Below are 11964 nucleotides of genomic sequence, written 5' to 3'. Positions count from 1 at the left end.
TCAGCCCAAAATCCGCGCCCGCAGACCGTCGAGGTCAGCGCACTCGTCGCGGTAGTCATAGAAGGCCACGTCCCGGCAGGCGCGCGAACAAACCCAGGCGTCCTCCTCCAACTCGGCGCAGCCCTCGGCGTAGCGGGGCTCGAAGAGCAGACCGCAGATGATGCAGACCCGCGAGGCCTGATGTCCGCCGAACGGCCGTAGCTGACGCCCCAGGGCCAGAACCGACATGTCGGGTTCCGCCTCAACCCAGGGACAGGGTTTCGAAAGCCATGGAGCGCAGGTCGACGACCAGCATCCGGCCGTCCAGAGCCGAAGTCCGTCCGCGCAGCAGGCGCAGGCATTCGGCGCCCTGGAACGCCGCGGCCACGGCCACGCTCTCCGGCGGAGTGCCGAGAATGTCCTCGCCGGAAGGCTGCCCGGCTCCGCCCAGAAAATCAGCCGGTCCCGCTGCTCCGGGCAACACCGTGGCCACGAAGGCGGTCAGCCCGGCCATGGCCGCGGTGACCAGGGGGATGCCCACATCCCGGGCCGCGTCCTGCAGAGCCTTGCGCTGGGCCAAACCGCCCAGGCAGTCCACGGCCAGATCCGCGCCGTGAAGCAATTCCCGCATACCCGCCTCGTCCAGAAAAACGTCGCGCACGTCCGCCTCCACGGAAGAATTGATCCGCGCCAGGCGGTTCCGCGCGGCCTCGGCCTTGGAGCCGCCCAGGCCGTCTTCCGTGGACAGGAGCTGACGGTTCAGATTGGTGGCCTCGAAGCGGTCGCCGTCGCAGGCCCGGATATGGCCCACCCCGGCCCGCGCGAGAAGCTCCAGCACATGCCCGCCCAGACCGCCCAAGCCGACCACGGCCGCGCACGCCGTCAGGAGCCGGAGCTGCTCCACGACGGTGCAAGCCGCGTGGTTGCGCAGATGACGCTCGGGCCAGACTCCTTGCCGCAGGGCGCATTCGTCCACGTCCCGTGCCGCGACGCCACAGAGCCGGGCGATCTCCCGTCCGGCCTCCAGGGAAAGCACCGGCACGGGGCCTCCGGGCAGATCACGCGTGACGGCGGCGGCCGCCACTCCGCCGGCGAGGTCCACCTCAGCCCCCGCCCACTGCCGGGAACAGTCCGAGGCGGTCCCCGTCCCTGAGCACGGTTCCGGTCCCAGCCTTGACGCCGTTGACGAAGATGAGCTTGACCTCGGTCTCGGGCAGGCCGAGGCGCTCCATGACCCGGCCCACGGTTTCCCCGTCGGCCACGGGAAAGTGCTCGGGGTTCTCGGGCTGATTCGTGACCAGCTGGGCGAAGCATCTCACGCTGATGTGCATGGGGCACTCCTATCTTTTCCGGCGGCGTTGGTCAAAAGCCGACGGAGACGCAAAGGGGGCCCGAAGCATCCGCCCCGGGCCCCCTGTTCTGTCGTCGCGGGAAAACGCTCAGCCGACCTTGGCGGCCTGCATCTCGTCGGTGCTGAAATCCCACACCGTGTTGTGCGGGGGCAGCGGCTCGTTGCGGAAGAAGGCCGGCAGCTGGTCATGCTCCTTGGTGAACCCCGCGCCCTTGTTGAAGGCCAGCTCGTCCTTCAGGCAGTTCACACCCAGGCCCACGATGTCGTCCACGGAGTAGGGCTTGCCGATGAGCCCGGAAACCATGTCCGCGATCACCTGGAGGGCGTCCGGGGTATCCAGGACGGCGAAGGCCACGAACAGGCACAGGCCCAAGGAATCCACGGCGGCGGTGGCCACCTGGAGGTTCTTGGATATCTCCACTTGGCCCGCCTTGCCCAGGGTGTCCACGTCGCCGCCCACCTTGAGGATGTTCTGGCACACCGCGTATCCAGCGGTGTGATCCGCTCCCATGGTGGTGGTGGCGTAAGTCACGCCCACGCCCTTGACCGCGCGCGGGTCGTAGGCGGGCAGGGCTTGGTTCTTGACCACGGGTACGCGGTCCACGCCGAAGGCCTGGGCCGTGAAGACCGTGCCGTTGCCCAGAATGCGGCCCAGGGGATCGTTGGTGCCGACCTTCCTGAGCAGGTTGATCGCGCCCTTGCTGTCGCCCCAGGGAACCAATCCGGCTTCCATGGCCATGGCCATGGTGTTGGCCATCTCGATGGTGTCCAGGCCGATCTCGTCGCAAGTGCGGTCCATGGTGGCGATGTCATCCAGGTCGTCGATCAGGAGGTTGGCCCCGAAGCCCCAGATGGTTTCATACTCGAAGCCGGTGGTCAGATACTCGCCGTTCTTGTCGTTGTATATCTGCGAGCACTGGATCACGCAGCCCGTGTGGCAGCCGTGCTTGTAGGCTCCCTTGCGGGCCTTGATGGTTTCGGTCATGGTTTCGCCGCTGATCTTCTGCGCGCCGTCGAAGCGGCCGGTGCGGAAGTTCTTGGTCGGCAGGGCCCCGGCCTCGTTGATGATGTTCACCAGGATGGCCGTGCCGTAGGTGGGCAGCCCCTGGCTCGTGACCGGGTGGCCCATGAGGATGTCGGTCCAACGCTTGCGGGCGACCTTGAACTTCTCGGGATCGGCCATTTCCACGGCGTCCTTGGCCTCGGGGTCGAGGATCACGGCCTTGATCTTCTTGGAGCCCATGACCGCGCCCAGGCCGCCGCGACCCGCCGAACGGCTGGGACGGCCGTCGGGGTCGGAGAACTGGATGTTGGAGGCCATGAGACACTGCTCACCGGCCGGGCCGACGAGAGCCGTGACGACCTTCTCGCCGAAGCGGGCCTTGAGCACGTCGTGGGCCGCGTAATTGCACTTGCCCACGATGTCGGCGGCGTCCAGGAACTCCACCGAGTCCTTCTTCACCAGCACGGTGACGAAGGGGGCATCGGCCGCGGGCTTGTCCTCGAAGACCACGGCCAGCAGGCCCAGCTTGGGAAGCTTGTGGGCGAACTGGCCGCCCACGTTGGACTCCTTGATGCCGCCGGTGAGCGGCGACTTGGCCCCCACCGAGGTGCGGCCGGAGTTGGCCGCGTTCGTGCAGGCCAGGATTCCCCCCGCCATGACCAGCTTGTTGGCCGCGGACAGGGGGTGACAGTCGGCCGGAACCTCCCGACCCACCATGCGCGAGGTCAGGGCGCGGCCGCCGAGTCCGGCATAGTCGCCCAGATCCTCGAAGCGGTATTCCCGCGTCCGGGTGTTGATGCGCAGTATCTTCAACATTATGCTGCTCCTTGGTTGGGGGGTTGCCTTCCAGCGCCGGGTGACGTACCGGCTTTACGAAAACATAGGTTCGGAGCGCAAAAAGTCAAGAATATTTGATAGTTATGTCAATGCTGACATAAGAGGAAAAACCATGTTTCAGGTTCCGATCCCGCACATCTTCCTCCAGGTCCGCCCCGGATTATCCGCCGACTTCGCGCCCCTGCTGCGCGAGGGCGTGGGCGTGAACGCGGTTTCAGGCGCGAGCCTGCGTTCGGTCATGGAAAACGTCCTGGGCATGGCCCCGGACTATGTCACCGAACGGGTGCTCACGGTCTTTCTGGATGGATCGCCCGTGGACGACATCGAGGCCGTGACCGTGCATCCCGGGGCGGAGCTGGCCCTGGGCGCGGCCATGCCCGGGCTGGCGGGCATCGCGATGCGCCGAGGCAGCCCGGTGAAGGCCTTCCGCGAAGCCATCGCCGCCCGGCCGGACTGTGGCGGGAAGAGCAGCGGCGACGCCGCGATCCTGGTAAAACTCTTCAACATGGTGGCCGATGAGGCCGGGCCGGAAGTCCTGCGCCGGGGCGTGAGGCTCCGGGCCGAACGCCTGGAACGCTTCCTGGCCGAACGCGGGCCGGACTTCCGGGACGGACTCCTGGGAATCCGGGCCGACGGCCTGCCCGTGTCACGGGCGGCCCTGGCCTATGCCCTGTCCGCCGGACCGGAACACGACATTCGACTGACCGTGGAGGAGACCGCATGAATTCCCTGTTCGATCCGTTGTGCGCGCTGGCCCGCCGGGCGGGAAAGGCCATCATGGAGGTCCGCGCCCGAGGTTTCCACGTGGAGTACAAGGCCGACCACTCGCCGCTCACCGAAGCCGACAAGGCATCCCAGGCCGTGCTGGCCGAGGGTCTGGCGGCCCTGCTGCCGGAGGTGCCGGTGCTCTCCGAGGAGGGCCGGGACATTTCCTACGCCGAACGCCGCGTCTGGAGCCGGTTCCTGCTCGTGGACCCGCTGGACGGAACCAAGGAATTCGTCAAGGAGTTGGGGGAATTCTGCGTCTGCGTGGCGCTCATGCGCGACGGTTACCCGGAATTGGGCGTGGTTCACGCCCCGGTGCGGGACCGGACCTGGTGCGGCGGCGCTGGCCTGGGGGCCTTCCGCCGCGACGGCGACGGCCCGGCCGAGGCCGTGACCGTACGCGAACCCGATCCGTCTGGACTGGTGGCCGTGGCCAGCCGCTCGCACAACACGCCCGACCTGGACGCCTACCTGGAGACGCTGCCTGTGCGCGAGCGCATCAATGCCGGGTCGGCCATCAAGTTCTGTCTGGTGGCCGAGGGCTCGGCCGACATCTACGCCCGCTTCGGGCCGACCATGGAGTGGGACACGGCCGCCGGGCAGGCCGTGGTCGAGGGTGCGGGCGGGACCATGACCCTCCATGACGGCCGCCGCTTCTTCTACAACAAGGAATCCCTGCTCAATCCAGGGTTTCTCGTGCTCGGGCGTCGTACTCCGCCCGCGTCCCGCTGAAGACGATCCGCCCCTCCTCCAGCACGAGCACGTGGGTCACGGCCCGGGGCATGTCCGCCGGGCCGTGGGTCACGAGCAGAAAGCGCTGCCCGGCCTCGGCCAGACGTTCCAGCAGGGAGCGGGCCTCGGCGCGGGAGGCCGCGTCCAGGCCGGAAAAGGGCTCGTCCAGAAGAAGCAGGTCCGGCGCGGCAACCAGGGCCCGGGCCAGAAAAACCTTGCGCTGCTGACCGTAGGACAGGCTCCGCAGCCGCCGCCCGGCCAGGGCCGTGAGCCCCAGACATTCCATGGCCTCCGAGGCCCGCGCCCGCTCGTCCTCGTCCGGCTCCTCCCAGAGCCCTATGCTGCCCCGGAACCCGGACCAGACCACTTCCTCGGCCGTGAGGTCGTAAGCGTAGGTGGCTTGGAGCGCCGGGGAGACCAGGGCCATGCGCGCCCGGGCCGCCAGCACGCCCTCCTCCTCCCCCAGGCCGAAGCGCTCCACCGTGCCCGGCGGGCCGTTCACCGCCGCGGGACTCTCCAGGGCCAGCACCAGGCGCAGAAGCGTGGACTTGCCCGCGCCGTTGGGCCCCAGCACGGCCCAGTTCTCGCCCCCGCGCACCTCCCAGGAGATGTCCGAGAGCACCGGCGCGCCGTCGAGCCGGACCTCGACGTCACACATACGCAGCAGAACCTTCTCCCGTGGCCTGGACGACGTGAACCGCCAGCGGCCCGGGTCCGCCGGGGCCGCGTCCGCGCCATACAGCGGCAGAACCTCCGGGGCCGATCCCGACGCCAGAACCTCGCCGTGGTCCAGGATCAGGGCGTGAGTCAGGCCGCCCGGCAGATCCTCGGCCCGGTGCGCGGCGCAGAGCAACATGGCCCGCCCGGCGGCCCGCTCGACGAACTCCAACGCCCGATTCCGCGCGCGGCGGTCCAGGCCGTCCAGAAACTCGTCCAGGATGAGAATATCCGGGGCCGGGGCCAGGGCCCTGGCCAGGAGCACCCGCCGGGCCTGCCCCTGGGACAGCCCCCGCAAGAGCCGGGGGGCCAGATGCTCGGCCCCCATGAGGGCCAGGGCCTCCAGGGCGGCGGCGCGCATGGCCGGGGTAGGTTCCTCGTAGAGCAGCGGGGTGTCGAAGAAACCCGTGAGCACTGTGTCCAGGGCCGTGATCCCGGACTCGTCCACGGCGTAGAAATCCTGCAACGCGGCGGAGACGATCCCCACCCGCTGACGCAGCCCGATGGGCGTATCCTGTTTCTCGCCGCCCAGGATGTAGGTTCGGGAGCCCGGATCGTCGGGAGCCAGCTCGCCGCGCACGAGGCGCAGGAACGTGGTCTTGCCCGCGCCGTTGGCGCCGAGCACGGCCCAGTGCTGGCCCGGGGCGGGCCGCCAATGCACGTCATGGAGCAGGACGCGGCCCTCGCGGGTCACCCCCGCGCCGTTCAGACGAACCAGGAGACGCCGGGATTGGATGGCGGTGCGCATGCCCAGCGGTATAGTTCCATCGGTCCCGCGCCGCAATCATTGCGGGAACATCCCGGCTCTGCTACAATTTCTTCCATCACCAACTTCGGGGAGGCGGGAAATGGCCGAACCACGAGGACCGGCACGAATCACCGGCGGAAAGCCGGGGCATGTCGGCTGGCGGACGGCGACCGCTCTCTGCGTCTGCCTGCCCGCCGTGGTTCTGGCCGCCGCGCCGGAGCTGCCCCGGGTTCTCGGCGGGGCGAATTCCCCTTTCGTTCCGCAGCCGGAAATCCCCGGCCTCTTCATCCTGACCCTGCTCCTGGGCTTTTTCGGCGGCGCGGTGTCCGCCGCCTCAGGCGCCTGCGGGGGCTTCCTGGCCGTGCCCGCGCTCATGGGCCTGGGCCTGCGCGGCGTCCTTGCCGCGGGCAGCGAACTGCTGGCCCTCAGCCTCTTCGGCCTGCTCGGAGGCCTGGACCACCTGCGATCCGGCAAGCTCCACGGCCGCCTGGCACTGTTCCTGAGCCTGGGATCGATCCTGGGCGCGGCGGGCGGGGCCTTTCTCACGGTTCGGCTCTACCTGGACGATCCCGACCGAAGCGACCTGTTCATGGCCCTGGCGCAGGTTCTCACCCTGGGAGTTCTGGCCGCGCTGGCCGTTAGCGACCTGTTGCGCCACCTGCGCGGCGGCGCGGTGAAGAAGGCCCCGCCACAGGACGAGGACCAGCCCCGGCGGCGCGGATCCAAGGACATCGGGGACGAACGCGGCAAGGCGGCGGAGAAGCCCCTGGAGGCGGAACCATCAGCCGGACCGACGGGCTTCCTGGCCCTGCTTCGGAAGCCGGCCGATCCCTCCCAGGGCGCGGTCTCGGCCCTCATTCCCCTGGGTCTGGGTATCTTCTCCGGCTTTCTCCTGGCCGCCGCAGGATCCTGCGGCGGGGCACCGGGCCTGCCCGTGCTGCTGGACATCCTAGGCTTCGCCCCGGCCCCGGCAGTGGGAGCGGAGATGCTCCAGACCGGCCTGTCCGCCGGGGTCGCCACGGCCTTTTACGCCTCCGGCGGCCTGCTGATCTACACCGCTGCCTCCGGTCTGCTTCTGGGGCTGCTCTCCGGGCTGCGGCTGTCCAAACCGGTGATCCGCTTCATCGACGCGGGCAATCTCAAGGGCTTCATCCTGGCCGTGGTTCTGGCCGTGCTCTGCAACCGGCTGCTGACCCTGCCCGCGATCCTGCGCCGCGCGGGCCTCGTGGCCTTGCCCGCCGGGTTGGACGGCCCGCTCCAGGCCGCCGCCGGATTCCTCGTCTTCATGGTGCCGCTGGCCTTCACCCTCTGGGTCCTGATCACCCTCTTCAGCAACCTCGGGGCCCTGCGGCGCGGCGCGGGGATCACCGGCCCCCGGGCCAGGCCCCTGCTCCTGTCGGCGCTGTTCACTGCTCTGGCCCTGGTTCTGCTCTCCGGCATGACCCTGGCCCCGGCGAACGACGGCGATGCACTCATGGACGCCGTGGACGGGCGACTCCTCTCCCGGCTCAAGGCCCAAGGCCCCCACACCGGTGATCTGGAGGGTCGACTCAAGGCCCTGGACGGCCAGGCTCTGCGCCTGGACCTGGCCTTCACGAACCAGCGCCAGGCAGCGGCCGTCGCCGCGATCATCGCCGGATACGGATTCAACGTGGCCCCGTCCCGCAACCGTGTCCAGGTGCCCTACCTGGACACCAAGTACTTCGCCCTCCAGGCCCTGGCGGACGCCGAGGCCATCTATCGCCGCGAGGGACAGGCCGTGCTCACGGGGCTCGGACTGCCGGAACGGCCGGCCCTGCATGAACTCTGGCGGCTCTGCCGGACCCTGGAGGCGGAACTGGCCCGCAACCGCATGGACGAATCGGCCGTCCTCTATCGGCGGCTCCTGGCCGAGGTCCTGGAACCGGCCTACAATCTGGAGCATGTGCGGCCCCAGACCGGCCCGCTGGGTTGGACCCTGTTCCCGGCCGGATTCTGCGCCCTGGCGGCCCTGGGCCTGCTCTGGCGCGCCGGGGGCAACCTCCTGCTCACCGGCCTGGGCGTGGCCTTCCTGCGCGATCCGGTGGTTCCGGTCCCGCCTCCAGCCGAAGAACCCGGCGGACAGCCCACGCCCAAGCCCCACCCTCCGGCCAAGAGCGAGGCTCCAAAGACACCAGCGCCAACACTCGAGACGGAAGCCCAATCCGTGCCCCAGGCTGAAGCGCCGACTCCCAAGCCGAAGGCTGAAGCCCCGATGAAACCCGCCGCGCCCGAGGTTCAGCCCTCCACCAAGGCGGCCGCCCCGCCCGCGGCCGAGGCTGTTCCTCCGAAGCAGGCCAAATCCGTTGCGGCCCAAGCCGCCGCCGAACAAGCGGCCGCGCCCAAGGCCAAGCCCGTCGCCCAGACCAAGGCCGAACCGAAGCGGCCCGAAACCGCGACCGCCACCAAGGCGTCCAAGAAACCCGCCACGAAACCCGCGCCACCCACCGAGGCAACGGTCGCGCGTCCCGCCAAGAAACCCGGTTCCTGAGATGCCCGAATCCGTCTTTCTCCTGCGCGCGCCCCTGCCCCCCGGGTCGCCAGACGAAACCGCGCGCCGCCTGCTGGAGGCCCTCAGTTTTCGGCCCGCGCCGGGCTCCCGCGTCCTGCTCAAGCCGAATCTCGTGGCCCCGCGCAACGCCCGCCTCTCCTGCACGAGCCCGGCCGTGGTCCGGGCCGTGTGCGCCGCGCTCCTCGACCTGGGGCTCACAATCACCCTGGCCGACTCCCCGGCCTTCGGCTCCGCCGCCCAGGTCGCCCGCGCCGCCGGGCTGGATGAAGCCGTTCGGTCCCTGGGCCTGAAGGTGCGCTCCCTGCGCCGCCCCGCACCCCTGCGCCTGTCCTTCGGCGGGAGCATCGGCCTGTCCCGCGACGCCCTGGAACAGGACGCCATCCTCAATCTGCCCCGGCTCAAGGCCCACGCCCAGATGCGGGTCACGGCCTCGGTGAAGAACCTCTTCGGCTGCGTGACCGGCTGTCGCAAGGCCCTGGCCCACGCCCGCATCGGCGACACCGGCGACCTCTTCGCCCGGCTCATCGCCGAGGTCATGCTCGCCCTGCCGCCGGTGGCCACGATCCTGGACGCCGTGGTGCCCATGCACCGCACCGGCCCGATCAAGGGCGACCCCTTCCCCCTGGGCCTGCTGGCCGCCTCGGCCGATCCCGTGGCCCTGGACACCGCCGTCTACGGACTCCTGGGCCTCTCCCCCGAACGCGTGCCGCTCTGGGCCGAATGCCGCCGCCGGGGGCTGCCCGGCGCGGACCCGGCGCACATCGTCTTCCCCCTGGAGCAACCGGACGCCTTCGACGCCTCCGGCTTTCTCCTGCCCGATCCCCTGGAGCCCATCGAGTTCAAGCCCCTGCGGCTCATCCGGGGTCGCCTGAAGAGCCTCCTCGGGCGCTGATTCCTCCTTGCCTCGACGCCGCCCGAAGGCTATTTGCAAGGGATACATGAACGGCGTCGTACGCAGAAAACTCACCGTCAGCGGCCAAGTCCAGGGCGTGGGCTTCCGGCCCTTCGTCTTCCGCCTGGCCGCCGAACACGGGCTCACCGGCCTGACCCGCAACACGCCCGAGGGCGTGGTCGTGGAAATCCAGGGCCGCCTCGAGGCCGTGGAGTCCTTCGCCCTGGATCTGCGCGGGAAGCTGCCGCCGCTGGCGCGCATCGTCTCTCTCTCCAGCGAGGACATGGAGGCTCTGGCCGACGAGACGGCCTTCATCATCGCCGAAAGCGCGCCGGGCGAGGGCCACAACGTGCTCATCAGCCCGGACACCGCCACCTGCCCGGATTGCCTGCGCGAAATGTTCGACCCGGCCGACCGCCGCTACCTTTACCCCTTCACCAACTGCACCAACTGCGGCCCGCGCTGGACCATCACCCGCTCCATTCCCTATGACCGACCCTTCACCTCCATGGCCTGCTTTCCCATGTGCCCGGAGTGCGGACGCGAGTACCACGACCCGGCCGACCGCCGCTTCCATGCCCAGCCCAACGCCTGCCCGGTCTGCGGCCCCAAGGTCCGGCTCACCGACCGCGCGGGCGGCTTGCTGGCCGAGGGCCCCGAAGCCCTGACCATCCTGGCCCGCGAATTGGCGGCCGGGCGCATCGCGGCCATCAAGGGCCTGGGCGGCTTCCACCTCTCCTGCGACGCCTGCGACGCGGCCTCCACCGCCGAACTGCGCCGCCGCAAGCACCGCCCGGCCAAGCCACTGGCGATCATGGTCCCGGACCTGGACACAGCCCGCCGCCTGGTGCGCATCTCGCCGGAAGAAGAACCCTGGCTCACCGGCATCCAGCGGCCCATCCTGCTCCTGCCCCGCGCCGAAGGCGCGCCGCTCTCCCCGGACATCGCGCCGGACACGGATTTCGTGGGCCTCATGCTGCCCTACACGCCTCTGCACCACGTCCTGCTGCGCCACTATGCCGAGGCCATCGGCCCCGGCCGCGTCCCGGCCCTGGTCATGACCTCCGGCAACCTCTCCTCCGCGCCCATCTGCCTGGGCAACCGCGAGGCGTTGCGCCGTCTTGGAGACATTGCCGACGTCTTCCTCCTGCACGACCGGGACATCCTCGTGCGCACCGACGACTCGGTCATGCGCCTGCACCCGGACACGGCCAAGCCGCTCTTCATGCGCCGGGCGCGCGGCTTCACGCCCTCGCCGGTGTTCCTGGCCCAGGACGGCCCCACGGCCCTGGGAGTCGGCCCGGAACTCAAGGCCACCCTGACCCTGACCAAGGGCGCGGCGGCCTTCGTCAGCCAGCACATCGGAGACATGGAAAACCTGGAGACCCTGGGATTCCACCGCGAGGTTCTGGCCCACCTGGAGGACGTGTTGCGCGTCACCCCGGAAATCGTGGTCCACGACCCGCACCCGGACTACATGACCACCACCCTGGCTGCCGAAATCGCGGCCGAGCGCGGGCTGCCCCTGGCCGCCCTCCAGCACCACTACGCCCACATCCACGCCGTGCTGGCCGAGAACCGCCACGAGGAGGCCGCCCTGGGTCTGGCTCTGGACGGCACGGGCTACGGTGAGGACCGGACCATCTGGGGCGGGGAATGCCTCTACGTGGACCCCTCGGAGCTGGAGCACCAGCGCCTGGCCCACTTCTCGACCTTCCGCCTGCCCGGCGGCGAGGCCGCCGTGCGCGAGCCCTGGCGCATCGCCCAGGCCCTGCTCTGGGAACTGGGCCTGCGCGAGCCCGAACCCTGGTGGCCCTGGCGCGCGGCCTTCGGCCCGGCCAGCGATTTCCTGCCCCAGCTCCTGGAACGCGGGGTGAACTGCCCGATCACCACCAGCTGCGGCCGCCTCTTCGATGGCGTCTCGGCCATGCTCGGCCTCTGCCCGGCCATCAGCTACGAGGGCCAGGCCGCCATCCTCCTGGAGAAGATCCAGGACCTCTCCGAGACCGAGGCCTACCCCTGCCCCATGCTGGCCGACGACGACCCGGCCGTGCTGGACACCCTGACCCTCTTCCGCCACGTCCTGGACGACCTCCGCGCGGGCGTGCCGGTCCCGAGCATCGCCCGGCGTTTCCACCTGGGCCTCGCGCAGGGGTTGGCCGACTTGGCCGCCGGGTTCGCCGGGGTTCTCGGCGTACCCTTCGTGGGCCTCTCCGGCGGGGTCATGCAGAACCTGACCCTGGCCGTGGAACTGCCCCGGGCCCTCTGGGAGCGCGGCCTGGAGCCCCTGGTCCACACCCAGGTTCCGCCCAACGACGCCTGCATTTCCCTGGGCCAGGCCGTGTACGGCCGCCGTCTGCTGCAACTGGGGAAAATATAGCGGGGCCGCCGCCCCGCACCCCGCCCGGGG

10 protein-coding genes are annotated in these 11964 nt (G+C 70.0%); 5 read left to right on the top strand and 5 right to left on the bottom strand.

All coding sequences use genetic code 11. The annotated features are described in order from the left end of the window. The 4 genes from H587_RS0104310 to H587_RS0104295 all read right to left on the bottom strand — a co-directional run bounded on the left by H587_RS0104310 (position 1) and on the right by H587_RS0104295 (position 3149). A complete protein-coding gene (locus H587_RS0104310) occupies positions 1-228 on the bottom strand; it encodes a hypothetical protein (protein ID WP_027175221.1) in 228 nt (75 codons plus the stop codon). Positions 229-241: 13 nt separating this feature from the next. Beyond that, a complete protein-coding gene (locus tag H587_RS0104305) occupies positions 242-1081 on the bottom strand; it encodes a ThiF family adenylyltransferase (protein WP_034608543.1) in 840 nt (279 codons plus the stop codon). A 1-nt stretch (position 1082) separates the two neighbouring features. Beyond that, positions 1083-1310, bottom strand: coding sequence for a MoaD/ThiS family protein (locus H587_RS0104300; protein WP_027175219.1), 228 nt, complete (start codon positions 1308-1310; stop codon positions 1083-1085). A gap of 108 nt (positions 1311-1418) precedes the next feature. Next, positions 1419-3149, bottom strand: coding sequence for an aldehyde ferredoxin oxidoreductase family protein (locus H587_RS0104295; RefSeq protein ID WP_027175218.1), 1731 nt, complete (start codon positions 3147-3149; stop codon positions 1419-1421). Positions 3150-3282: 133 nt separating this feature from the next. On the opposite strand from H587_RS0104295, the gene H587_RS17220 reads away from it, so the two are divergent. Next, positions 3283-3894, top strand: coding sequence for a hypothetical protein (locus H587_RS17220; RefSeq protein WP_051202433.1), 612 nt, complete (start codon positions 3283-3285; stop codon positions 3892-3894). After that, a complete protein-coding gene (gene cysQ / locus H587_RS0104285; RefSeq protein ID WP_027175217.1) occupies positions 3891-4667 on the top strand; it encodes a 3'(2'),5'-bisphosphate nucleotidase CysQ in 777 nt (258 codons plus the stop codon). The genes H587_RS17220 and cysQ overlap by 4 nt, the downstream gene beginning before the upstream one ends. On the opposite strand, the gene H587_RS17215 is transcribed toward cysQ, so the two are convergent. Beyond that, positions 4615-6132, bottom strand: coding sequence for an ABC transporter ATP-binding protein (locus H587_RS17215; protein ID WP_034608542.1), 1518 nt, complete (start codon positions 6130-6132; stop codon positions 4615-4617). The genes cysQ and H587_RS17215 overlap by 53 nt on opposite strands. A 100-nt stretch (positions 6133-6232) precedes the next feature. Here H587_RS17215 and H587_RS0104275 point away from each other — a divergent pair, with 100 nt between their 5' ends. Genes H587_RS0104275 through hypF form a run of 3 tightly spaced genes read left to right on the top strand, consistent with a single transcriptional unit; the run spans position 6233 to position 11934 of the window. Further along, on the top strand, positions 6233-8641 hold the full coding sequence (locus H587_RS0104275) for a sulfite exporter TauE/SafE family protein (protein ID WP_027175216.1): 2409 nt from the start codon (positions 6233-6235) through the stop codon (positions 8639-8641). Between the two features lies 1 nt (position 8642). Beyond that, on the top strand, positions 8643-9554 hold the full coding sequence (locus H587_RS0104270) for a DUF362 domain-containing protein (RefSeq protein ID WP_027175215.1): 912 nt from the start codon (positions 8643-8645) through the stop codon (positions 9552-9554). Positions 9555-9600: 46 nt separating this feature from the next. Beyond that, complete coding sequence (hypF, locus tag H587_RS0104265) at positions 9601-11934, top strand: carbamoyltransferase HypF (protein WP_027175214.1); 2334 nt, start codon at positions 9601-9603, stop codon at positions 11932-11934. Positions 11935-11964: the final 30 nt, after the last annotated feature.

This window comes from Desulfovibrio aminophilus DSM 12254, from assembly GCF_000422565.1.
Lineage (GTDB): Bacteria > Desulfobacterota > Desulfovibrionia > Desulfovibrionales > Desulfovibrionaceae > Aminidesulfovibrio > Aminidesulfovibrio aminophilus.
The sequence above is the reverse complement of the archived record's forward strand: the minus strand, read 5'-3'. Positions and strand labels throughout refer to the sequence as shown.